Here is a 21,696-nt window from a genome sequence, read left to right as displayed (position 1 = left end):
ACCCGCGTCGCACCCGCCCCGAGGTTCAGCGGATACCGATCAGTTCTTGGACTGGTCGACCAGCTTGTTCTTGCTGATCCACGGCATCATCGAACGCAGCTGGCCACCGACCACTTCGATCGGGTGGGCAGCGTTGAGGCGACGATAGGCCGTCATGGACGGGTAGTTGCTGCGGCCTTCCATGATGAACATCTTGGCGTATTCGCCGGTCTGGATGCGCTTCAGAGCCTTGCGCATGGCAGCACGGGATTCGTCGTTGATGACTTCCGGGCCGGTCACGTACTCGCCGTACTCGGCGTTGTTCGAGATCGAGTAGTTCATGTTGGCGATGCCGCCTTCGTACATCAGGTCAACGATCAGCTTGAGCTCGTGCAGGCACTCGAAGTAGGCCATTTCCGGCGCGTAGCCAGCTTCGACCAGCGTCTCGAAACCGGCTTTCACCAGCTCGACGGCACCGCCGCACAGCACGGCCTGCTCACCGAACAGGTCGGTTTCGGTTTCTTCGCGGAAGTTGGTCTCGATCACGCCGCCCTTGGTGCCGCCGTTGGCTGCAGCGTAGGACAGGGCGATGTCGTGGGCCTTGCCCGACTTGTCCTGGTGGATGGCGATCAGGGTCGGCACGCCGCCGCCCTTCAGGTACTCGGAGCGCACGGTGTGGCCCGGGCCCTTCGGCGCGATCATGATCACGTCGAGGTCAGCGCGCGGCACGACCTGGTTGTAATGCACGTTGAAGCCGTGGGCGAAAGCCAGCACGCCGCCGTTCTTGATGTTCGGCTCGACTTCGTCCTTGTACACCTGCGGAATGTTCTCGTCCGGCAGCAGCATCATGACCAGGTCGGCGCCTTTCACGGCCTTGCCGATTTCTTCGACCTTCAGGCCGGCGGCCTTGGCCTTTTCCCACGAAGCGCCGTCCTTGCGCAGGGCCACAGTGACCTTGACGCCGGATTCGGACAGGTTCTGGGCGTGAGCGTGGCCCTGGGAGCCGTAGCCGACGATCGTGACCTTCATCTTCTTGATGAGGGAGAGGTCAGCGTCCTTGTCGTAATAAACTTTCATCGTTTCCTCGCGTTGGTTCGGTTGCTTCTTCTGGCAGAAAGGGAGCGTTCCACCACGCGCAATGCGGGCGGGCAGCGGTTCAAATCAGATTTTCAGGATGCGGTCGCCACGGCCTACGCCGCACACGCCCGATCGCACGGTTTCCAGGATCAGGTCGGTGTCGATGGCGGCCACGAAGGCGTCGAGCTTGGCCTGGTCGCCGGTCAGCTCGATGACGTAGGACGCTTCGGTGACGTCGATGACGCGCGCGCGGAAGATGTCAGCCAAGCGCTTCATCTCTTCGCGGTCCTTGCCGGTGGCGCGCACCTTGACGAGCATCAGCTCGCGCTCGACGTGGGCCGACTCGGAAATGTCGACGACCTTGATGACCTCGACCAGCTTGTTCAGCTGCTTGGTGATCTGCTCGATGATGTCGTCCGAGCCGGTCGTGACGATGGTCATGCGCGACATCGACGGATCTTCGGTCGGCGCCACGGTAAGCGATTCGATGTTGTAGCCGCGGGCCGAGAACAGGCCCGAGACGCGCGACAGGGCGCCGGCTTCGTTCTCGATCAGCAGGGAGATGACGTGTCTCATGTTCAATTCCCGGGGAGGGTCGGTTGGAGCCTTGCCGCCCGTCGCATCGGAGCACCGCAGGGGGTGATCCGCGCCGGCGAAGCCCGGTGAGGCTTCGCCGGAAACCGCGGCAGGGGTGAGCCGCGGTTCGCCGGCGTGTTGGCGCTTAGAGGTCTTCGGCCGACAGGATCATCTCGGTGAGACCCTTGCCGCCCTGAACCATCGGATAGACGTTTTCGGTCGGATCCACGAGGAAGTCGAGGAAGACCAGCTCATCCTTGTGCTCGGTGAAAGCCTTGCGCAGTGCGCCCTCGACGTCGGCCGGATTCTTTACCTGGATGCCGACGTGGCCGTAGGACTCGGCCAGCTTGGCGAAGTCAGGCAGCGAATCCATGTAGGACTCGGAGTAGCGCCCGCCGTGGAACAGCTGCTGCCACTGACGCACCATGCCGAGGTAGCCGTTGTTCAGGTTCACGATCTTCAGCGGCAGGCGGAACTGCTTGCAGGTCGACAGTTCCTGGATGCACATCTGGATCGAGGCTTCACCGGTGATGCAGGCCACTTGCGCCTCGGGGTGCGCGAGCTGCGCGCCCATGGCGTAGGGCAGGCCGACACCCATGGTGCCCAGGCCGCCCGAGTTGAGCCAGCGACGCGGCTTTTCGAAGGGGTAGTACTGCGCGGCCCACATCTGGTGCTGGCCCACGTCGGAGGTCACGAAGGCTTCGCCCTTGGTGACTTCCCACAGCTTCTGCACGACGAACTGCGGCTTGATGATCTCGTCCGAGTTCTTGTACTGCATGCAGTCGCGGCTCTGCCATTCGGCGACCTGCTTCCACCACGTGGCCAGCGCTTCCTTGTCGGGGCGGGCCTCGCCGGATTCGATCTGGCGGATCATCTCGTCGAGCACGTCGCGCACATCGCCGACGATGGGCACGTCCACCTTCACACGCTTGGAGATGGACGACGGATCGACGTCGATGTGGATGATCTTGCGCGGCTCTTCGGCGAAGTGGGCCGGGTTGCCGATGACGCGGTCGTCAAAGCGCGAACCCACGGCCAGCAGGACGTCCGAGAAGTGCATGGACATGTTGGCTTCGTAGGTGCCGTGCATGCCCGGCATGCCGAGGTATTGCTTGTCGCTGGCCGGATAGGCGCCCAGGCCCATCAGCGTGTTGGTGATCGGGAAGCCGAGCAGGCGCGTGAGCTTGGTCAGCTGCTCCGAGGCGTTCGACAGGATCACGCCGCCGCCGGAATAGATCATCGGACGCTTGGCTTCGAGCAACAGCTGCACGGCCTTGCGGATCTGGCCCTGATGGCCTTTCACCACCGGGTTGTACGAACGCATCGTGACTTCGGCCGGGTACTCGTATTCGCACTTGTGGGTCGACACATCCTTGGGGATGTCGACCAGCACCGGGCCGGGGCGGCCTGTGCGCGCCAGCATGAAGGCCTTCTTCATGGTGGCTGCGATGTCTTTCACGTCCTTGACCAGGAAGTTGTGTTTCACACAAGGGCGGGTGATGCCCACGGTGTCGACTTCCTGGAAGGCGTCCTGGCCGATGGCGGCAGTCGGCACCTGACCGGTGACGATGACCATCGGGATCGAGTCACAGAACGCCGTGGCAATGCCGGTCACGGCGTTGGTCGCGCCCGGGCCGGAGGTCACCAGCGCAACGCCCACGCTTTCCGTGCAGCGGGCATAGCCGTCGGCGGCGTGTACCGCAGCCTGCTCATGACGGGTCAATACGTGACGAACCTGCTCCTGGCGGAAAAGAGCATCGTAGATATAGAGAACAGCGCCGCCCGGATAGCCGAAGACATACTCGACCTTTTCTTCCTGCAGGCACCTGATTACAATTTCCGCACCGGTGAGTTCCATTTACACGACTCGCTTCGCACAAACCAGAAACGGCGAAGAGTAGCTTCAGAGCGAATTTCGGTCAAGGCTTGTTGCGGCGCGTCAGTGTGTTTCACGAATCCGGTTTTCCCTGAATCTCAAGGGCTTATAGCCCTTCTCCCAGCAAGGTCAGAATGAACAAGAAGCCCGTTGCCGAGGTGCTTCCGGCGGCTGCTCGTCCGGTCGCGGAGCTGGCCGGCCTGCGGCGCAGGCTCGCCAGCATGTTGTACGAAGTGCTGTTGTTGCTCGGTGTGCTGGCCCTGAGTTTCATCGTTCCGCATGTCGTTCTGGGTTTCGCGGCCGGAGTGGCGGTCGCGCCGTGGCTGCTGTGGCTGCACCTCTTCCTGGTGATGGGTGCCTACTTCGTGTGGTACTGGCATCGCCATGGCGCCACGCTGGCGATGCAGACCTGGCGGCTGAAGGTGGTCGACGCGCGGGACGGCCGTCCGCTCACGCTTGGCCGTGCTGCGCTGCGCTACGCCGTGTCGTGGCCGTCGCTGTGGTTCTTCGGGGTTGGCATCCTGTGGGCCATTGTCGACCGCGACCGCCAGTTCCTGCATGACCGCCTGGCCGGCACCTGCATGGTGCTGCTGCCCCCGCCGCAGAAGGGCTGAAGCGGGCGCTGCGGTATCATCGGCGCATGTACCGGCCCGCAGTATTCCCCGCCCTCACGGAGCACACATGAGCCCCGTCGCCGAGCGCGGCAGTGGTGAGAATGCCCATCACGCGCGCGATTCAGCCCACGTTCTCGAAACCCTTGCGGTGGACTGGACGGTCGGACTGAGCATGGCCGACGCTGGCCAGCGCCTCGCCGCGCACGGCCCCAATGCGCTGCCCGCGCCGGGCCGGCACAGCGCTTTCGAGCGCTTCCTGCTGCAATTCCACGACGTGCTGATCTACGTGCTGCTGGCCGCCGGCGCCATCACCGGACTGCTCGGGCATTACATCGACAGCGGCGTGATCTTCGGCGTGGTGATCATCAACGCCGTCATCGGTTTCATGCAGGAAGGCAAGGCCGAGCGTGCGCTGGATGCCATCCGCGACATGCTCTCGCTGCGTGCCCAGGTCATCCGCGAAGGACACCGGCGCGAGATTGCGGCCGAGGATCTGGTGCCGGGTGACATCGTGTTCATCGCTTCCGGCGACAAGGTGCCGGCCGACCTGCGCCTGATCGAGGTGCGCAGCCTGCGTATCGAGGAAGCGGCGCTCACCGGTGAATCCGTGCCGGTGGACAAGGCAGCCGAGGCGGTCGAAGCAAACGTGCCGCTGGGTGACCGCAGCTCCATGGCCTACTCCGGCACGCTGGTGGCCTACGGTCAGGCGGTCGGCGTTGTCGTCGCCACCGGAGCGCAGACCGAAATCGGCCGTATCAGCGAGATGCTGGGCGCCGTCGAACAATTGACCACCCCGCTGTTGCAGCAGCTTGCCGCCTTCGGTCGCTGGCTTACCTGGGTGATTCTCGGCGTTGCGGGGCTCTCCTTTGCCTTCGGCACGCTGGTGCGGGATTACTCCGCCGGCGAGATGTTCCTCGCCGCCGTCGGTCTGGCCGTGGCGGCGATTCCCGAAGGCCTGCCGGCCATCATGACCATCACGCTGGCCATCGGCGTGCAGCGCATGGCGCAGCGCAAGGCCATCATCCGCCGCCTGCCCTCGGTCGAGGCGCTGGGTTCCGTGACGGTGATCTGCTCGGACAAGACCGGCACGCTCACGCGCAATGAAATGACCGTGCAGCGCGTGGTGAGTGCCGACGATGCCTATGCCGTGTCCGGCGCCGGCTACGCGCCGCATGGCCAGGTCGAGCGGCTGTCGGGCGAGGGCGGCGTAGTCGCGCTCGCCGCGCTGTTCGAGCCGGGAGCGTGTACGCGGGATGCGGTGCTGCTGGAGGCCGCGCGCGCCGCGCTGCTGTGCAATGACGCCACGGTACGCGAGAAATCCGGTGACTGGCTGCTCAATGGCGACCCGACCGAGGGCGCACTGATCACGCTGGCGCTCAAGGCCGGGCTGGAGCGCGGTTTCGAGCGCGAGCAACTGCCGCGCACGGATGTCATTCCCTTTGAGTCCGAACATCGCTTCATGGCCACGCTGCACCATGACCACTGCGGCAGCGGGCGCATCTATCTGAAAGGGGCGCCCGAGCGCGTGCTCGAGCTGTGTACGCATCAGCGGACGGATGCGGGCGACGTGCCGATTGATCGTGATCACTGGCATGCCCGCATGCAAGAAGTCGCGGCTGACGGCATGCGCTTGCTGGCAGTGGCCGTGCGACACGGGCAGGACGTGCCGCGCGCGCTCAGCTTCGGCGACGTCGAACGCGGAGGCTTTACCCTGCTGGCGCTGCTGGGCCTGTCCGACCCGCCGCGCGAGGAGGCCATTGCTGCCATTGCGCGCTGTCACGCCGCGGGTATCCGCGTAAAGATGATCACCGGCGATCACGCCGCCACAGCGCAGGCCATCGGCGCGCAGCTGGGCCTGGGTGGTGGCCTGGACGCGCTGACCGGCGCCGAGATCGAGAAGCTCGACGACCTCGCCCTGCAGCGTTTGGTTGGCGACACCGAGATCTTTGCCCGCGCCAGCCCCGAGCACAAACTGCGGCTGGTCAAAGCGCTGCAGGCGCGCGGCGAGGTCGTGGCGATGACCGGCGACGGCGTCAATGACGCCCCCGCGCTCAAACGCGCCGAAGTCGGCGTAGCTATGGGCAATAAGGGCACGGAAGCGGCCAAGGAAGCCGCCGAGGTGGTGCTGGCCGACGACAACTTCGCGTCCATTGCAGCGGCGGTGGAGGAAGGGCGTACGGTGTACGACAACCTGCGCAAGGCCATTGCTTTCATCCTGCCGACCAATCTGGGGCAGGGCGGCATCGTGCTGTTCGCGGTGCTGTTCGGCATCACCATGCCGATCACGCCCGCGCAGATCCTGTGGGTGAACATGATCACCGCCGTGACGCTGGCGCTGGCGCTGGCCTTCGAGCCGGGCGAGCGCGATCTCATGCAGCGCCCGCCGCGCTCGCCGGCCGAGCCCTTGCTGTCGCGTTTTGTGGTGTGGCGCATCATCTTCGTCGGCCTGCTGCTGGTGGCCGGCGGCATGGGCTTCTTCCTGTGGGAGGTGGCGCGCGGCCAGAGCCTGGAACTGGCCCGCACTGCCGCCGTCAACGCGGTGTTGATCGGTGAGGCCTTCTACCTCTTCAACATGCGCAGCTTCCGCGCCAGCGTGCTCAACCGGCAGGGGCTCACCGGCAATCGCTACGTGTTGCTGGCGATTGGCTTGTTGCTGCTTGCCCAGATACTGTTTACCTATGTGCCGTTCATGCACACGCTGTTCGGCACCGCGGGGCTCGATGCCACCACCTGGCTGCGCATCTTCGGCTTCGGCCTGCTCATCCTGCTTGTTGTCGAAGCAGAAAAGGCATGGCTGCGGCGTCGTGAATTCAAGAACTGAACCGGAAAATCATGGATAACTCGCTCTCCACCCCCGTCACCATCCAACGCGCCGACTATTCTCCGATGCCGTGGCGCATCGACAGCGTCGAGCTGCATTTCGATCTGGATGCCGAGAACACCCTGGTCAAAAGCCGCCTGGCCTGCGTCAAGAAGCGCGGCGAGCAGGGCCCGCTGGTGCTGCTTGGTGACGAGCTGGAACTCGTTTCGCTGAGCATCGACGGCCAGGACGCCGCCGACTGGATGCAGCGCACTGACGCCGGCATCGAGCTGGACATCCCCGGTAGCGTCGCCATGGTTGAGGTCGTCACGCGCGTCAATCCCACCGCCAACACCACCTTGTCCGGCCTGTATGCGTCAAAGAACGGCTTATTCACGCAGTGCGAGGCCGAGGGCTTTCGCCGCATCACCTATTTCCCGGACCGCCCGGACGTGATGACGCGCTTCTCCGTGCGCATGGAGGCCGAGCGCGCGCGCTTCCCGGTGCTGCTGTCCAACGGCAACCTGGTGGCCTCCGGCGAACTGCCGGGCGATCGTCACTACGCCGTTTGGGAAGACCCCTTCCTCAAGCCTTCGTACCTGTTCGCACTGGTCGCCGCTGACCTCGAAGTGCTTGAACGCACCGAGAAGACGGCCAGCGGTCGTGAAGTATTGCTGCAGGTGTGGGTCGAGCACGGCAACGTGGACCGGGCTGGTCATGCCATGGATTCGCTCGTGCATTCCATGCACTGGGACGAAGAGACCTTTGGTCTTGAGCTGGATCTGGACCGCTTCATGATCGTCGCGGTGGGCGACTTCAACATGGGCGCGATGGAGAACAAGGGTCTCAACATCTTCAACGCCAAATACGTGCTGGCCCGCCCCGACACCGCCACCGATGCCGACTACGAAGGCATCGAGAGCGTCGTTGCGCACGAGTACTTCCATAACTGGACCGGCAACCGCGTTACCTGCCGCGACTGGTTCCAGCTCACGCTCAAGGAAGGCCTCACCGTCTTCCGTGACCAGCAGTTCTCCGCGGACATGTTGGCGCGTGCCGCCGGCCCCGAGAGCGAGGCCTCGGCCCGCGCCGTCAAGCGCATCGACGACGTGCGCGTGCTGCGCTCGGCCCAGTTCACCGAGGATTCCGGCCCGATGGCGCACCCCATCCGCCCGGACAGCTATCAGGAAGTCAACAACTTCTACACCGCCACGGTGTACGAGAAGGGTTCCGAGGTCATCCGCATGCAGCACACGCTGTTCGGCGCGGAGGGCTTCCGCAAGGGCATGGACCTGTACTTTGAGCGCCACGACGGTCAGGCCGTAACCTGCGACGATTTCGTCGCCGCCATGGCGGATGCCAACGGCCGTGACATGGGCCAGTTCATGCGCTGGTATGCGCAGGCCGGCACGCCCGTGGTGTCGGCCGACGGTCGCTGGGACGCCGCCAAGCGCCAATACACGCTCACGCTCGCGCAGCGCACGCCGCCCACGCCGGGGCAGGCCGACAAGCTGCCGCTGGTCATCCCCGTCGCCATCGGCCTGATCGGCCCGGACGGCGCCGACTTGCCGCTGCGTCTGGCCGGCGAATCCGCTGCCGGCGCCACCACCCGCGTGCTCGAACTCACCGAAGCCGAGCAGAGCTTCGTCTTCGAAGACGTGCTGGCCGACCCCGTGCCCTCGCTGTTCCGCGGCTTCTCCGCGCCGGTCATGCTGGAAATCGACGAGGACGACGCACGTCTCGCCTTCCGCATGGCGCACGATTCCGACCCCTGCAACCGCTGGGACGCCGCGCAGCGCTTCGGTGAGCGCGTGGTGCTCGATCTGGCCGCCAAGCCCTCCGCGCCGGTGCCGCAGGCCCTGCTCGATGCCTGGGGCGCGCTGCTCGACGACGAACGCCTCGACCCCGGTTTCCTCGCCGTTACCGCTACGCTGCCGGGCGAAGGCTGGCTGCTCGAACGCATGGGGCAGGCCGATCCGGCCGCGCTGCGCGCCGCGCTGATGCGCGTGCTGCGTGCCATCGGCGAGCGCTTTGCCGAGCAGTGGCTGGCGCTGTACAGCCGCCTCGAAGTGAAGGGCGCCTACCGCTATCACCCGGGCGACGCCGGCCGCCGTGCGCTGCGCAACCTCGCGCTGCGCTACCTCGCCGCTGCCGACAGCGCCGAGGGCATCGCCCGCGCCGAAACCCAGTTCGACCACGCCGAGAACATGACCGAGCAGTTCGGTGCGCTGATCGCGCTGGTGCACAGCGCCAGCCCCGCCGCGCAGCGCGCACTCGACACCTTCTACACGCGCTTCTCCGGCGACGCGCTGGTCATGGACAAATGGTTCGCCCTGCAGGCCGGCGCCTGGCGTTGGGACGCCACGTCCGCGCCGGTGCTGGAACGCGTGCGCGCGCTGATGGACGACCCGGCCTTCGCCATCACCAACCCCAACAAGGTGTATTCGCTGCTCGGCACCTTCTTCCGCGGCAACCCGGCCGAGTTCCACACGGCTGAAGGCCACGCCTTCTGGGCGGATCAGGTCATCGCGCTGGATCGTCGCAATCCGCAGGTGGCGTCGCGTATGGCGCGCTCGTTGGAGAACTGGCGGCGGTATACGCCGGCGCTGCAGGCTTCCATTCGTGCGCAGCTCGAGCGCGTGAAGGGCGCTTCGGGCTTGTCGCCGGATGTGGCGGAGATTGTCGGCAAGGCGCTGGCCGGCTGACGGCTGCATCTGCCGACTTCGGCGATAAAAAAAGGGGGAGCGGGGCTCCCCTTTTTCTTTCGTGTTTGGAGCGGGCCCATCCCCGGTCGATTTCAATTGGCCTTGACCGGCCGGGACTCGCCCCGGCGGGCGACTTCCTTTCTTGTTGCACGACAAGAAAGGAAGCAAAGAAACGTGCCCCGCCGCCTCGGCCCTTCGGGCTTCCCTCGCTCCAGCCGGTTTCGCCGGCCGGTCCTGAACTCGCTTCGCTCAAACAGCAGGACCGGACTGCCCCGGCGATACCGGCCTGCACTCGGCGAGACAGAGGGGACTTGGGCGGCTACGATAGGCGCTGTGCATACATTGAAACCAATCTCTGGATAAGCTGGACAACGCGATGAAGAAGGGTTTTGGAGAAATCCGCTGCAAGTTCTGCCAGACCTGGCAGCGCTCCGAGGTGCAGCACTACGACGAGGAAAGTTTCCTGGCGATTGCGCCGGGAACCGAAGGGCAGGAGTGCATCAATCTGTGGTGCCAGCAGTGGATTCCGGCGGATAACGACAATTTCCGCTGGCGCACGGTGGAAGAGGTGGTTCCGCCGAAAAAGGCGTGAGGCGGTCTTGTTCGCCGCGTGTTTGAAAAAGGGGAGCGTGCGCTCCCCTTTTTTGTTTGCCTTGCTTGTGTTGCGTGAGGTGCTTGTGTTGGCCTCGACCGGCCGGGAATTCGCCCCGGCGGGCGACTTCCTTTCTTGTTGCACGACAAGAAAGGAAGCAAAGAAACGTGCCCCGCTGCCTCGGCCCTTCGGGCTGCCCTCGCTTCAGCCGCTTTCGCCGGCCGGTCCTGAACTCGCTTCGCTCAAACAGCAGGACCGGACATCCCCGGCGAAAGCGGCTGGAGCTCGGCGAGGTAGAGGGGGCTTGGGTGGCTACGATTGGCGCAGTGCCATAGGCTGCGGTGAGCATCCGGCGCAATTCGCTTCGCTTATTGCGCCCTACGTGGGCTCTCCTCTGGAAGGTATGGTGGGCTTAATGTTCAGCGCCGACTTTCCGATGATGAAGGCTCGTTGCAGGAATACTTCCATTGAGGCGAACAAATGCAAGAGGTCTGCTTGCTGTGGATTCCACCCCCGATGGGCCGCTGCGCTGCCTGCGTCGGTGACTACTGCGAGTATCTCCCTCTCGGTCTCCCCAATCCAACCCCCTGCTTGAAGGGCGTCAAGCTTCTTGCGAAAGCTTAGGCAGCTGTCGATCCCAAGAACTTCTGTGCTGCGGTCGAGAGCAGTTCGTAAGCCAATAGCCGCTAGGATGTATGAGTTGTGCTCAATTGCTACGTACATTTCATTAAGAATACGATGCAACTGCTCGTCTGACCTTGAAATTAGATCAAACCATGGTGGCTTCGTCTTGTTTTCAGGCTTTGGGTAGGTCGACTTGTCCTCGACCGGGCGAGACTGGGCGTTGCCGTTCAGATCGTACCAATGTTCGATAGATTCGCTGTTCCAGCTGCATACCTCATAGAAAACAGTCTCACACCCCATGCATTCCATAAGGGTATGCTCTTCGCAGCCATCGACAGAATGGCCGCAATCGTCAGCCCACTCCCATGGCTTTTTTACGTGACCGTGGATGACACAATTGCGCTCGCCGTCGCAAGTCGGGCAATGGGCTTTGATGGCCTCGTTTGGGTCCGATGCAGTCATCTTGGCGCCTATCAAAAGTGCTTCAAGTGTTATTGCTGATGGCTATCAATAGCATTTAATTCGCGTAGGGCGCAATAAGCGAAGCGCATTGCGCCGCATGTATGGGGGCGGTTGTCACGCCCCGTCACCCCCCTCGCTTCTTCATCGGACAAACCCCCCTCAAGCATTCCACCGCCCGCTGCGCCCGTGCCGTCAGCGGCCATTCCGCTCGGTGGATCAACCATAAGGTATCAATCACCGGCGTGCTGCACGGAACGATGCGGATGGCGTCTTGCCGGGGAAAGGCTTCGCAGGCGTGGCGGGGGAGGACGGTGAAGCCGAGGCCGCGGGCGACGGGTTCGAGCATGAGGCTGATCTGGTTGCTGAAGCCGCGCGACGGGATGCGGCTGACGCCGGGGTTGCCGGGGTACCAGCGGGCGAGCAGGCGGGCGAGCATGGCGCGGCCGTCGGCGTGGTCGATGAAGCCGATGCGTTCCAGATCATCCCAGCCGCGCACCTGCTCGCCAGCGGGCACGACGAGTTCCAGCGGTTCTTCGGCGAAGTGGCTGGCGGTGAGGCGGGGGTCGTCGGGCTTGAGGCTGACGATGCCGAGTTCGAAACGGTTGTCGAGCACGGCGTCCAGCACCTCGCGGTCGGGGGCGAAACGGTAGCGCACGGACAGGCCGGGGTTGGCCTGTTGCAGGTCGAGCAGGGCGGGGTAGAGCGACAGGCCGATGCTGCCGGGGGTGATGATGCTGATCTCGCCGGTGTCGGCCTCCGCCTCGGTCAGGCGGGTGTCGAGGCGACGGGTGGCCTGTTCGAGTTCGGCGCAGTATTCGAGCAGCGCGCTGCCGGCGGGCGTGAGTTCGAGCTGGCGCGGACGGCGGATCAGCAGCGGGCCGAGCTGCTGTTCGAGGTGGCGCACATGCTGGCTGACGGCGGCCTGCGTGAGGTCCAGGCGCTCGGCGGCGCGGGTGAAGCTGCCGACCTCGACGAGGGTGGAAAAGCTCTTCAGCCATTGCGGGTTGAGCATAACGATCTCTTATTCAGGCGATAAGTCGGAGTCGGTTTTCATTATATGCACGACTCCCTAGACTCCGCGGTGTTCGCCGTCACGGCGTGAAACCCAAGGAGTTGCGAATGTCTGCGCTGTTTTCCCCCTTCCGTCTGAAGGACGTCACCCTCAAGAACCGCATTGCGGTGCCGCCGATGTGCCAGTACAGCGCCGTCGACGGCTTCACCAACGACTGGCATCTGGCCCACTACGCGGGGCTGGCACGCGGAGGTGCGGGGCTGGTCATCGTCGAGGCCACGGCGGTGTCGCCGGAAGGGCGCATTTCTCCGGGGTGCACCGGGCTGTGGAACGACGCGCAGGCCGAAGGCATGGCGCGCATCGCGGCGGCCATCAAGGTGCGCGGCGCGGTGCCGGGCATCCAGATTGCCCACGCCGGCCGCAAGGCCAGCGCCAACCGCCCGTGGGAAGGCGACGACCACATTCCTGATGGCGACCCGCGCGGCTGGCAGACCATTGCCCCTTCGGCGGTGGCCTTCGGCGCGCATCTGCCGAAAGTGCCGAACGCGATGACGCTGGACGACATTGCCCGCGTGAAAGCCGATTTCGTGGCTGCCGCCCGCCGGGCGCGGGACGCCGGCTTCGAATGGCTGGAACTGCACTTTGCGCATGGTTATCTGGCGCAGAGCTTCTTCAACGTCGATTCCAACCAGCGCACCGACCAGTACGGCGGCGATCTTGCCGGCCGCAGCCGTTTCCTGCTCGAAACGCTGGCCGCCGTGCGCGAGGTGTGGCCCGACAACCTGCCGCTGACGGCGCGCTTCGGCGTGATCGAGTTCGATGGCCGCGACGAGCAGACGCTGGCGGATTCCATCGAGCTGGTGCGCCAGATGAAGGCGGGCGGGTTGGACCTGCTCAACGTCAGCGTCGGCTTCTCCACCCCGACGGCGGCGATTCCGTGGGGTCCGGCCTTCCTTGCGCCGATTGCTGAACGCGTGCGCCGCGAAGCCGGCCTGCCGGTGGCTTCGTCGTGGGGTATCGACGTGGTTGCAGATGCCGAGCGCGTTGTCGCCAACGATCAGATGGACCTCGTCATGATCGGCCGCGCCCTGCTCGCCAACCCGCACTGGCCGATGCAGGCCGCGCGCGAACTGAAACTCGACAAGCCCACCTGGGTGCTGCCTGCGCCGTATGCGCACTGGCTGGAGCGCTACTACCGCGCGGCGTGATCGGCGTTAGCACGGGCTTGCGGAATCGTTCGGCGGGGCTACAATCTGACTATTCTGGTCAGAATTGGAGGTCGGCATGCATAGCTGGCAAATGCAGGAAGCCAAGTCCCGCCTGTCCGAAGTGGTGAAGGGCGCAGCAAGCGAGGGGCCGCAGGAGATTACCGTGCACGGCAAATCGGTTGCCGTGATCTTGTCGCGTGCCGATTACGACCGGCTTGCGGGTACGGGTGAATCATTGGTGGCCTTCATGCGCCGCTCGCCGCTCGCGGGAGCCGAAGACATTGAACTCGAACGTGACCGCAGCCCGGTGCGGGACGTCGAACTGTGACCTACCTGCTCGACACCAACGTACTGTCGGAACTGCGCCGACGCACGCCTGACCCCAAGGTAGTCGAGTGGGTCGAGCGCCGTCCGGCGACCACTCTCCATCTGTCCGTCCTGACCTTCGGCGAACTTCGCAAAGGTATCGAAGCGCTTCCGCCGGGCGAGCGCCGCCGTGGGCTGTCGGACTGGCTGGAAGTTGAATTGAGTGGCTTCTTCGCAGGGAGGGTGCTGCCGATTGACGTGGCTGTGGCAGATCGCTGGGGGCGCCTGGTCGCGGAGGCTGCCCGACCGGTGCCGGCCGTCGACAGCCTGCTGGCGGCGACTGCGCTGACGCATGGCTTGGTATTGGTGACGCGGAATGTGAGGGACTTTGGGTTTGCTGGGCTTGAGGTGGTCAATCCTTGGGGATGAGCGCCTTGTGGCCGGCGGCTAGATGACTTAGGCAATTTGACGACTAATCCAGATGTTGGTCTGAAACTGTCTGAGTTGACTGGATGGGGCGTGCAATGACCGAAGAAGAACGGTGGCGTGATTTGGTTGGTGGATTCATCCTCACATTCGGAGAGATAGAGCTCTTCACATACCACATTTGGTCGGAGTTCCTGAAAGGCCGGAAACCCCCGAGGAAATTCGGTCTGCGAACGACAGCACTGATCACGGCGTTGCAGGAAAATTCGGTCAATCACCAACAGACCATAGACGCATTGAATGACGCGCTTTCACTAGCTAAAAAACGAAACACCATCGCTCATAACCCCACAATGGTTGAGGCTTTCGAACATACGCAGACGGGTGAGATTCTGATGCGACGCGCGGTCTTTTCGCGAGAGAGTAATGAGTTTATCGATGACGCCGAGTTGAAAGAGCTCATCGGCGAGGCAGAGGACATTGTTGTCCGCTTATATCGGAAGTTCGAGATGCCTCGTCGCTAGAAGCCCAAGTCTTCAAACTTCAATCTGAGAAGGCTCAGATTTCGAGGTTGTCGATGAGTCGCGTGGTGCCGAGTTTTGCAGCGGCCACGATGACCAGAGGGTCGGATTCGCTGGCTGGCGGTTGCAGGTCGGCCTGGCGGCGCACGCTGATGTAGTCGGGCTGCCAGCCGTGTTCGGCGAGGCGCTGCATGGCGACGGTTTCGAGGTGCAGGAAGTCGTGGTTGCCGGCCATCACGGCGTCGCGGATGGTGGTCAGTTCGCGGTAGAGGCGTGGGGCCTCGGCGCGTTCGGCTTCCGACAGATAGCCGTTGCGCGAGGACAGGGCGAGGCCGTCTGCGGCGCGTACGGTATCGCCACGGATGATTGCTATGGGCAGGGCGAACTCGCGCACCATGTGCGACAGCACCATGAGCTGCTGGTAGTCCTTCTTGCCGAACAGCGCGACGTCGGGCTGCACGATGGAGAACAGCTTGAGCACCACGGTGGCGACGCCGCGGAAGTGGCCGGGGCGGAATTCGCCTTCGAGAATGCCGACGTGGGCCGGCGCGGGGTCGACGTGGTACTGCTGCGGTGCCGGGTACATCACGGATTCATCCGGCGCGAACAGCAGGTCGACGCCGGCGGCTTCGAGCTTTTCGCAGTCGGCGGCGAAGGTGCGCGGGTAGCGGCCGAAATCTTCGCCCTGACCGAACTGCAGGCGGTTCACGAAGATGCTGGCGACGACGGTGTCGGCGTGCTGGCGCGCTTCGCGCATCAGCGCGATGTGGCCTTCGTGCAGGTTGCCCATGGTCGGGACGAAGGCGATGCGCTCGGCCTTGCGGCGTGCCGCGCGGCAGGCCTCGATGCTCTCGAGAATCTGCATGTCAGTAGCCGTGCGCTGCGGTTGGGAAGGCGCCTTCGCGCACTTCGCGCACGTAGGCGGCAATGGCCTCTTCAATGCTGGTCGCACCGTCCATGTAGTTCTTGACGAAGCGCGCGGGTTTGCCGGGGAAGATGCCCAGCATGTCGTACAGCACCAGCACCTGACCGTCGCAGTCCGGGCCGGCGCCGATGCCGATGGTGGCCATGGTGCTGAGGCTGGCGGTGATCTCGGCGGCGAGCGTGGACGGCACCAGTTCCAGCACGATCATCGCTGCACCCGCCTGTTCCAGCGCAAGCGCATCGGCCTTCATCTTCTTCGCGCCGGTCTCGTCGCGGCCCTGCACACGATAGCCGCCGAGCTGGTTCACCGACTGCGGCGTGAGGCCGACGTGGGCGCACACCGGAATGCCGCGTTCGACGAGGAAGTGCACGGTCTCGGCCATGTACTCACCGCCTTCCAGCTTCACCATCTGCGCGCCGGCTTCCATCAGCTTGGCGGCGTTGCGCATGGCCTGCACCGGGCCTTCCTGATAGCTGCCGAAAGGCATGTCGGCAATGATGAAGGCGCGCTTGCTGCCGCGCGCGACGCATTCGGTGTGATAGGCCATCTGCTCCAGCGTGACCGGCAGCGTGGACTTGTGGCCCTGGATGACGTTGCCGAGCGAATCGCCGATGAGCACGGTGTCGACGCCGGTGCGATCCATCATGGCCGCAAAGCTCGCGTCGTAGGCCGTGAGCATGGTGATCTTGTGGCCTTCGGCGCGCATCTTGCCGAGTTCATGCAGGGTTACGGGCTTGTCGTTCTGCAGATAGGTCATGGCGTGCTATTCCTCCGAGGGCGCGAGTGTTCCGCAATTCGGCCCCGGCTTCAAGGGTGCGCGGGGGTCAGCCGGCGTAGGCGAAGAATTCGCGGAAGCTGCGCATGCCGCGCAGGCGTTCGATCAACAGGTCGAAGTCGTCATCGTGGTCGACCGGGTTGAGTACCTCGGCGTCGACGATGAACACGGGGGCGGCGTCGTACTCGTAGAAGAAGCGCGCGTAGCGCTCTGCCACCCGTTCGAGATAGCTCTCGGTGATGCGGCGCTCGGCATCGACGCCGCGCTGGAAGACGCGGCCGATGAGGGTTTCCGGCTTGGCCTGCAGGTAGATCACCAGATCGGGCTTGAGCTGTGACACCGGCGCCATCGAGTCATGGATGCGCTGGTACAGGGCGTACTGGTCGTCTGGCAGCGTGAGCTCGGCAAACAGCGGATCCTTGTCGAACAGGAAGTCGGAGACGATGCGCTCGCCGGTGGCGCAGGCGGATTCGAGGTCACGCAACTGTTCGACGCGTTGCAGCAGGAAGGAGAGCTGGGTCTGCAGCGCCCAGCGTTCCATGTTCTGGTAGAAGCGGCCGAGGAAGGGGTTCAACTCGGGCTGCTCAAGCAGCGTCTGTGCTGAAAGTCGCTCGGAAAGGCGGCGGGCCAGCGAGGTCTTGCCGGCGCCGATGGGACCTTCGACGACGATGTAGCGGGCCTTGTCGAGCATGTTTCAGTCCTCCAGCCGGGTAATGTCCTGGTCCGCCACGCCGGGCAGCAGTGCGGCAATCGGGCCGTGACCGGGAATCTGCGCGTCGGGCGCAATCTCGGCCAGCGGCAGCAGCACGAAGGCGCGCTGGTGCATGCGCGGGTGCGGCACTTCCAGCCCCGGTGCGTGGATCACGTGGTCATCATAAAGCAGCAGATCGAGGTCCAGCGTGCGCGGCGCGCAATGGCCGTCGCGGCGGCGGCCGGCCTCGTGTTCGATGTCCAGCAGGTGCGTCAGCAGTGCGGCGGCGGCAATGCCGGTACGCAGTTCGATGACGCCGTTGAGGTAGTCGGGCTGGCCTTCGACGCCGACCGGCGCGCTGCGGTACAGCGAGGAGCGGCGCTCCACGGTGGTGTCGGGCAGGGCGGCCAGCGCCGTGCAGGCATGGGCAAAACTTGCGACCGGGTCGCCGAGGTTGGCCCCGAACGCGATGAAGGCACGCGCGCGGGCGGGTGCTGCGCTCATGCTGCGTCGGCCGGCGCGGACGGCTTGGCGTTGGGTTTGCGACGGCGGCGGCGCTTGCGCGGACCGGCCTCGCTGGCGGGGGCCTCGCGGATCAGCGCCTCGCGCTTTTCCTGACCGGCGCCGGCGAAGTCGTCCCACCAGTCGACCAGCGCCATGTCGATCTCGCCGGCCTGCGCACGCAGACGCAGGAAATCCCAGCCGGCGCGGTAGCGCGGTTGTTCGATGAGGCGGTAGGGCGCATGGCCGGCGCGCTTCTCGAAGCGCGGCTGGATGGCCCAGATGTCCTTGATGTCGCCGGCGATCTTGCGCGTGATGGCAAGCTTGCGGGCCTGCACTTCGAGCACGTAGTCCATGGCGTCGAACAGCGCGGGCTGGGCCGGCGCACCGTCGGCCTTGCGCTTTTCCCACGCCACCAGCACTTCGTGCCAAAGCAGCGTGGCGAACAGGAAGCCGGGGGAGACGGATTTGCCGTCGCGCACGCGATCGTCGGTGTTTTCCAGCGCGAGCCACACGAAGCGCTCACCCATGGGCTGTTCGAGGATGACGTCGAGCAGCGGCAATACGCCGTGGTGCAGGCCTTCCTCGCGCAATTGCTTGAGACACTTCACCGCATAGCCGGAAAGCAGCAGCTTGAGGATTTCGTCAAACAGCCGGGCGGCAGGCACGTTCTCCAGCAGCGAGGCCATCTCTCGGATCGGCGTGCGCGCAGCCGGGTCGATGATCAGCCCGAGCTTGGCGCCAAGGCGCACGGCGCGCAGCATGCGCACCGGGTCTTCGCGGTAACGCGCACGCGGCTCGCCGATCATGCGCAGGGTCTTCTGCTGCAGGTCGGCCACGCCGTGGTGGTAGTCGACGATGACGCCGGAAACCGGGTCGTAGTAAAGCGCGTTGACGGTGAAGTCGCGTCGTGTGGCGTCCTCCGCCTGCGAGCCGAAGACGTTGTCGGCCAGCACGCGGCCGTGTTCGTCAGTAGGCGTGGCGCCTTCCTCGTGCAGCGCGCGGAAAGTGGAGACCTCAATGGTCTCGCGCCCGTTCATGACATGCACGATGCGAAAGCGCCGGCCGATGATGCGCGAACGGCGGAACAGCGAGCGCACCTGCTCGGGCGTCGCGCTGGTGGCAACGTCGAAATCCTTGGGTGGCAGACCGGCCAGAACATCGCGTACGGCGCCGCCGACGACGAAGGCCTTGTGGCCGTTTTCCTGCAGGACGGAGCACACCTTGACCGCCGCCGGCGAGATGTCGGCACGGCGCATGCCGTGCTTCTCGGGCGCGATCAGGGCGGGTTCATTGAGGGCGGGCTGGCCGGATCCGGCGCCGCGGAATACTTTGCGCAGCAGCTTGCGGATCATCGGAGTCGGGATCTGGTTCTAGTCATAAGCGGTGAATCATAACCGAAGCAGACTGCAGCGCATCGGTCGCTCATGCTGTGCGGTTCAGGGCCAACACCGGCCAGCCGGCCTGCACGGCGTGTGCACGCAGGGTGTCGTCGGGGTCAACCGCGACCGGATGGGTGACGATCTTGAGCAGCGGCAGATCGTTGAGGGAGTCGCTGTAGAACCAGGTCTTGTCGAAGCTGCCCCAGTGCAAGCCGGCGCTTTCGAGCCATTCCTCGACGCGGGTGATCTTGCCAGCCTTGAACGAGGGCATGCCGCGCGGCTTGCCGGTGAACTGGCCTTTCTCTTGTGCTGCGATGGTGCCGATCAGGTGCGCAATGCCGAACTCACGTGCGATCGGCCCGGTGACGAAGCTGTTGGTGGCGGTGACGATGGCCACTACAGCGTTTTCGGCCAGATGCTTGTTGACCAGTGCGCGGGCCTGCGCGCTGATCATCGGCAGGATGCGCTCACGCATGAACTCGGCGTGCCAGGCGTCGAGTTGGGCACGCTCGTGGCGCGCTAGTGGCTGCAGCTGGAAGTCGAGGAATTCGAAGATGTCGAGCGTGCCGGCCTTGTACTGCTCGTAGAAGACCTTGTTGCGTGCCTCATGTACCTCGGGGTCGAGCACGCCCTTGCTGATCAGGAACTGCGCCCACTCGAAGTCCGAGTCGCCGGCGAGCAGGGTGTTGTCGAGGTCGAAAAGCACCAGATCCACGGAAATGTCCTTTGTTCGTTTCAGTTGTTCAGGTCCGGCTGCATCACGTCGCGCAACAGGGCGAGCGTGACCGGGCGCTTGCGTTCGAGCGAGGCCGCATCCAGGGCTTCGACGGTGTCGACCAGGCTGGGCAGGTCGCGCCGCCCGTGACGCAGCAGGAAAGCCACGACTTCGTCGGGCAGCTTCATGCCGCGACGCTCGGCCAGCGTGGCCAGAATGGCAGTGCGGGTGGCGTCGTCGAGCGGACGCAGTTCGAACACCAGCGTCTGGCCGACGCGCGTGCGCAGGTCTTCACGCACGGCCAGGCTGCGCGGCGGTTGCGGGCCGGCCAGCAGCAGGGTCTGATTGTACGTGGCCGAGCGGTTGAAGGCATTGAACAGGGCGATCTGGCCGGCTTCATTCAGGCGGTCGACGTCGTCAATGGCGAGCAGCAGTCCGGGTGTATCGGGCAGGGTTTCGGCAACCGTTTCGGCGGCTACATGCAGGGCCGGCCGGCCGGCTTGTGTGGCGGCCTCGACGGTGGCGGCAAGCAGGTGGCTGCGCCCGCTGACGGCCGGCCCCCACAGGTAGAGATGGCCCGCGCCGAGCACCGTTTCATGCAGGGCACGCAGCAGTTCGTCGTTTTCGCCCGCAATGAAATTGTCCAGCGTCGGCGGGGCGTCGGCGCGCAGATCCAGCAACAGCTGCTTCATTCAGTGCGTTCCGCCTCGTCCTTGTCGCTCACATACAGCGGAGGCGCCGCAGCGCCTTCGGCGCCGAGATAGAGCGGGCTCGCGAGCCAGGCGCCGCGCACTTCGCGCAGGCCGACCAGAATGGCGGCGCTGACCGGCAGCGCGACCAGCATGCCGACGAAACCGAAGAGCTGGCCAAAGGCCATCAGCGCGAAGATGACGGCCAGCGGGTGCAGGCCGATACGCTCGCCCACCAGATAGGGCGTGAGCGCATAGCTTTCGAGCAGCTGGCCGATGCCATACACCACGCCGACGCCGATCAGCAGGGTGACGCCGTCACCCTGCAACAGGGCGGTCAGGATGGCCAGAACCAGCCCGCCGCCAAAGCCGACGAAGGGGATGAAGGACAGCAGCCCGGTGATGATGCCGACCGGCAAGGCGAAGCTCAGCCCGGCAATCCACAGACCGATGCTGTAGAAGGTGGCGAGAATCAGCATCACCGAGAGCTGACCGCGCAGGAATTCCGACAGCACGTTGTCGATGTCGCGTGCGATGCGCGTGGTGCGGTCGAGCGCCGGACGCGGAATGGCGTTGCGCAGCGACGGAATGATGCGCGGCCATTCCTGCAGCAGATAGAACATTACGACCGGAATCAGTACCAGGTTGGTGGCCAGCCCGACCAGGGCCATGCCGCCTTCCTTTACGTGGCCGAGCAAGGTTGGCATGAACTCGCCGGCCTGCTCCTTGTTCTCGGCAAACACCTTGCGCACGGATTCGATATCCAGCCTGAGATCGGTGCCGAGACGGTCGTTCACGACCGGCAGCAGCCGCGCATCGATGATGTCCAGAAACTCGGGCAGACGCGCGATGAGCGCCGCGACCTCGCGCCAGAACAGCGGCACGAGAATCAGGAACAGCAAGGTGATGATTGAGCCGGCCGCGCAGATCACGAGAAGTACGGCCATCACCCGCGGCCAGCGGCGGGCGACCAGCCAGTTCACGGCCGGGTCACACAGATAGGCGAACACCGCGCCGACGACAAACGGCGTCAGGATCGGCCCGAGCAGCCATAGCAGTACCAGCAACGCAATGCCGGCTGCGGTCCACAGGGCGGTGTGCAAGAGGTGGGCGCGGGGAAGGGGCATTTCGAGTAAAATCTCGCATTGAAGCGGCGGCCTCTCCTGGCCGCCGGGCCCCGTAATGTAGCCCCTGGCCGTTGCGCTCTCAAGCGCGACGCAGTCCGGGAGCATTTCTCGAA

General features: G+C 64.7%; 21 protein-coding genes. 8 read left to right on the top strand and 13 right to left on the bottom strand.

Annotated elements, in window-relative coordinates:
- Positions 1–39: 39 nt before the first annotated feature.
- The 3 genes from ilvC to AC6H0R_RS00980 all read right to left on the bottom strand — a co-directional run bounded on the left by ilvC (position 40) and on the right by AC6H0R_RS00980 (position 3,490).
- On the bottom strand, positions 40–1,056 hold the full coding sequence (gene ilvC / locus AC6H0R_RS00990; protein WP_497579469.1) for a ketol-acid reductoisomerase: 1,017 nt from the start codon (positions 1,054–1,056) through the stop codon (positions 40–42).
- A gap of 84 nt (positions 1,057–1,140) precedes the next feature.
- Entirely contained in the window at positions 1,141–1,632 is a 492-nt protein-coding gene (ilvN, locus tag AC6H0R_RS00985; RefSeq protein ID WP_497579468.1) for an acetolactate synthase small subunit, read from the bottom strand.
- A 145-nt stretch (positions 1,633–1,777) separates the two neighbouring features.
- The gene (locus AC6H0R_RS00980) at positions 1,778–3,490 is read right to left on the bottom strand and encodes an acetolactate synthase 3 catalytic subunit (RefSeq protein ID WP_497579467.1); all 1,713 of its coding nucleotides are present in this window, start codon (positions 3,488–3,490) and stop codon (positions 1,778–1,780) included.
- A gap of 152 nt (positions 3,491–3,642) precedes the next feature.
- Between AC6H0R_RS00980 and AC6H0R_RS00975 the strand changes: the two genes are divergently transcribed.
- The 4 genes from AC6H0R_RS00975 (at position 3,643) to AC6H0R_RS00960 (ending at position 10,219) form a co-directional block, all read left to right on the top strand.
- A complete protein-coding gene (locus tag AC6H0R_RS00975) occupies positions 3,643–4,122 on the top strand; it encodes an RDD family protein (RefSeq protein WP_497579466.1) in 480 nt (159 codons plus the stop codon).
- Positions 4,123–4,189: 67 nt separating this feature from the next.
- Complete coding sequence (locus AC6H0R_RS00970) at positions 4,190–6,943, top strand: cation-transporting P-type ATPase (protein WP_497579465.1); 2,754 nt, start codon at positions 4,190–4,192, stop codon at positions 6,941–6,943.
- Positions 6,944–6,954: 11 nt separating this feature from the next.
- Positions 6,955–9,627, top strand: coding sequence for an aminopeptidase N (gene pepN / locus AC6H0R_RS00965; RefSeq protein ID WP_497579464.1), 2,673 nt, complete (start codon positions 6,955–6,957; stop codon positions 9,625–9,627).
- 376 nt (positions 9,628–10,003) lie between these two features.
- On the top strand, positions 10,004–10,219 hold the full coding sequence (locus AC6H0R_RS00960) for a hypothetical protein (RefSeq protein WP_497579463.1): 216 nt from the start codon (positions 10,004–10,006) through the stop codon (positions 10,217–10,219).
- A gap of 378 nt (positions 10,220–10,597) precedes the next feature.
- Here the strand turns inward: AC6H0R_RS00960 and AC6H0R_RS00955 are convergent, their stop codons facing one another.
- Both AC6H0R_RS00955 and AC6H0R_RS00950 read right to left on the bottom strand, forming a co-directional pair.
- On the bottom strand, positions 10,598–11,305 hold the full coding sequence (locus AC6H0R_RS00955; RefSeq protein ID WP_497579462.1) for a DUF4145 domain-containing protein: 708 nt from the start codon (positions 11,303–11,305) through the stop codon (positions 10,598–10,600).
- 124 nt (positions 11,306–11,429) lie between these two features.
- Complete coding sequence (locus AC6H0R_RS00950) at positions 11,430–12,317, bottom strand: LysR family transcriptional regulator (RefSeq protein ID WP_497579461.1); 888 nt, start codon at positions 12,315–12,317, stop codon at positions 11,430–11,432.
- 107 nt (positions 12,318–12,424) lie between these two features.
- Between AC6H0R_RS00950 and AC6H0R_RS00945 the strand changes: the two genes are divergently transcribed.
- The 4 genes from AC6H0R_RS00945 (at position 12,425) to AC6H0R_RS00930 (ending at position 14,781) form a co-directional block, all read left to right on the top strand.
- Positions 12,425–13,525, top strand: a complete 1,101-nt coding sequence (locus AC6H0R_RS00945) for an NADH:flavin oxidoreductase/NADH oxidase (RefSeq protein WP_497579460.1) — start codon at positions 12,425–12,427, stop codon at positions 13,523–13,525.
- A gap of 76 nt (positions 13,526–13,601) precedes the next feature.
- Entirely contained in the window at positions 13,602–13,853 is a 252-nt protein-coding gene (locus AC6H0R_RS00940; protein WP_497579459.1) for a type II toxin-antitoxin system Phd/YefM family antitoxin, read from the top strand.
- On the top strand, positions 13,850–14,260 hold the full coding sequence (locus tag AC6H0R_RS00935) for a type II toxin-antitoxin system VapC family toxin (RefSeq protein WP_497579458.1): 411 nt from the start codon (positions 13,850–13,852) through the stop codon (positions 14,258–14,260). The genes AC6H0R_RS00940 and AC6H0R_RS00935 overlap by 4 nt, the downstream gene beginning before the upstream one ends.
- 95 nt (positions 14,261–14,355) lie before the next feature.
- A complete protein-coding gene (locus AC6H0R_RS00930; RefSeq protein WP_497579457.1) occupies positions 14,356–14,781 on the top strand; it encodes a hypothetical protein in 426 nt (141 codons plus the stop codon).
- A 34-nt stretch (positions 14,782–14,815) separates the two neighbouring features.
- On the opposite strand, the gene panC is transcribed toward AC6H0R_RS00930, so the two are convergent.
- From panC to AC6H0R_RS00890, 8 genes are all read right to left on the bottom strand, one after another.
- The gene (panC, locus tag AC6H0R_RS00925; RefSeq protein ID WP_497579456.1) at positions 14,816–15,643 is read right to left on the bottom strand and encodes a pantoate--beta-alanine ligase; all 828 of its coding nucleotides are present in this window, start codon (positions 15,641–15,643) and stop codon (positions 14,816–14,818) included.
- A gap of 1 nt (position 15,644) precedes the next feature.
- Positions 15,645–16,460, bottom strand: a complete 816-nt coding sequence (gene panB / locus AC6H0R_RS00920) for a 3-methyl-2-oxobutanoate hydroxymethyltransferase (RefSeq protein WP_497579455.1) — start codon at positions 16,458–16,460, stop codon at positions 15,645–15,647.
- A gap of 67 nt (positions 16,461–16,527) precedes the next feature.
- Complete coding sequence (locus tag AC6H0R_RS00915; RefSeq protein WP_497579454.1) at positions 16,528–17,169, bottom strand: deoxynucleoside kinase; 642 nt, start codon at positions 17,167–17,169, stop codon at positions 16,528–16,530.
- Between the two features lie 3 nt (positions 17,170–17,172).
- Complete coding sequence (folK, locus tag AC6H0R_RS00910) at positions 17,173–17,673, bottom strand: 2-amino-4-hydroxy-6-hydroxymethyldihydropteridine diphosphokinase (RefSeq protein WP_497579453.1); 501 nt, start codon at positions 17,671–17,673, stop codon at positions 17,173–17,175.
- Entirely contained in the window at positions 17,670–19,025 is a 1,356-nt protein-coding gene (pcnB, locus tag AC6H0R_RS00905) for a polynucleotide adenylyltransferase PcnB (protein ID WP_497579452.1), read from the bottom strand. The genes folK and pcnB overlap by 4 nt, the downstream gene beginning before the upstream one ends.
- 70 nt (positions 19,026–19,095) lie before the next feature.
- A complete protein-coding gene (locus tag AC6H0R_RS00900; protein WP_497579451.1) occupies positions 19,096–19,767 on the bottom strand; it encodes a histidinol-phosphatase in 672 nt (223 codons plus the stop codon).
- Positions 19,768–19,787: 20 nt separating this feature from the next.
- Positions 19,788–20,459, bottom strand: a complete 672-nt coding sequence (gene hda, locus AC6H0R_RS00895) for a DnaA regulatory inactivator Hda (RefSeq protein ID WP_497579450.1) — start codon at positions 20,457–20,459, stop codon at positions 19,788–19,790.
- Positions 20,456–21,583 carry an AI-2E family transporter gene (locus AC6H0R_RS00890; RefSeq protein WP_497579449.1) on the bottom strand — a complete coding sequence of 376 codons (1,128 nt, stop codon included), beginning with the start codon at positions 21,581–21,583 and terminating at the stop codon, positions 20,456–20,458. The genes hda and AC6H0R_RS00890 overlap by 4 nt, the downstream gene beginning before the upstream one ends.
- Between the last annotated feature and the right edge of the window lie 113 nt (positions 21,584–21,696).

Source organism: Pseudazoarcus sp. NS36 (assembly GCF_059703705.1).
This window is presented reverse-complemented; position numbering and strand designations above follow the sequence as displayed.

Excerpts from the sequence above, each read along its gene's own strand:
- AC6H0R_RS00950 (WP_497579461.1), bottom strand. The coding sequence starts at position 12,317 with ATGCTCAACCCGCAATGGCTGAAGAGCTTTTCCACCCTCGTCGAGGTC.
- AC6H0R_RS00890 (WP_497579449.1), bottom strand. The coding sequence starts at position 21,583 with ATGCCCCTTCCCCGCGCCCACCTCTTGCACACCGCCCTGTGGACCGCA.
- hda (WP_497579450.1), bottom strand. The coding sequence starts at position 20,459 with ATGAAGCAGCTGTTGCTGGATCTGCGCGCCGACGCCCCGCCGACGCTG.
- ilvC (WP_497579469.1), bottom strand. The coding sequence starts at position 1,056 with ATGAAAGTTTATTACGACAAGGACGCTGACCTCTCCCTCATCAAGAAG.
- AC6H0R_RS00940 (WP_497579459.1), top strand. The coding sequence starts at position 13,602 with ATGCATAGCTGGCAAATGCAGGAAGCCAAGTCCCGCCTGTCCGAAGTG.
- AC6H0R_RS00975 (WP_497579466.1), top strand. The coding sequence starts at position 3,643 with ATGAACAAGAAGCCCGTTGCCGAGGTGCTTCCGGCGGCTGCTCGTCCG.
- AC6H0R_RS00955 (WP_497579462.1), bottom strand. The coding sequence starts at position 11,305 with ATGACTGCATCGGACCCAAACGAGGCCATCAAAGCCCATTGCCCGACT.
- AC6H0R_RS00945 (WP_497579460.1), top strand. The coding sequence starts at position 12,425 with ATGTCTGCGCTGTTTTCCCCCTTCCGTCTGAAGGACGTCACCCTCAAG.
- AC6H0R_RS00960 (WP_497579463.1), top strand. The coding sequence starts at position 10,004 with ATGAAGAAGGGTTTTGGAGAAATCCGCTGCAAGTTCTGCCAGACCTGG.
- pepN (WP_497579464.1), top strand. The coding sequence starts at position 6,955 with ATGGATAACTCGCTCTCCACCCCCGTCACCATCCAACGCGCCGACTAT.
- AC6H0R_RS00930 (WP_497579457.1), top strand. The coding sequence starts at position 14,356 with ATGACCGAAGAAGAACGGTGGCGTGATTTGGTTGGTGGATTCATCCTC.
- panB (WP_497579455.1), bottom strand. The coding sequence starts at position 16,460 with ATGACCTATCTGCAGAACGACAAGCCCGTAACCCTGCATGAACTCGGC.
- AC6H0R_RS00970 (WP_497579465.1), top strand. The coding sequence starts at position 4,190 with ATGAGCCCCGTCGCCGAGCGCGGCAGTGGTGAGAATGCCCATCACGCG.
- AC6H0R_RS00980 (WP_497579467.1), bottom strand. The coding sequence starts at position 3,490 with ATGGAACTCACCGGTGCGGAAATTGTAATCAGGTGCCTGCAGGAAGAA.
- pcnB (WP_497579452.1), bottom strand. The coding sequence starts at position 19,025 with ATGATCCGCAAGCTGCTGCGCAAAGTATTCCGCGGCGCCGGATCCGGC.
- ilvN (WP_497579468.1), bottom strand. The coding sequence starts at position 1,632 with ATGAGACACGTCATCTCCCTGCTGATCGAGAACGAAGCCGGCGCCCTG.
- panC (WP_497579456.1), bottom strand. The coding sequence starts at position 15,643 with ATGCAGATTCTCGAGAGCATCGAGGCCTGCCGCGCGGCACGCCGCAAG.
- AC6H0R_RS00915 (WP_497579454.1), bottom strand. The coding sequence starts at position 17,169 with ATGCTCGACAAGGCCCGCTACATCGTCGTCGAAGGTCCCATCGGCGCC.
- folK (WP_497579453.1), bottom strand. The coding sequence starts at position 17,673 with ATGAGCGCAGCACCCGCCCGCGCGCGTGCCTTCATCGCGTTCGGGGCC.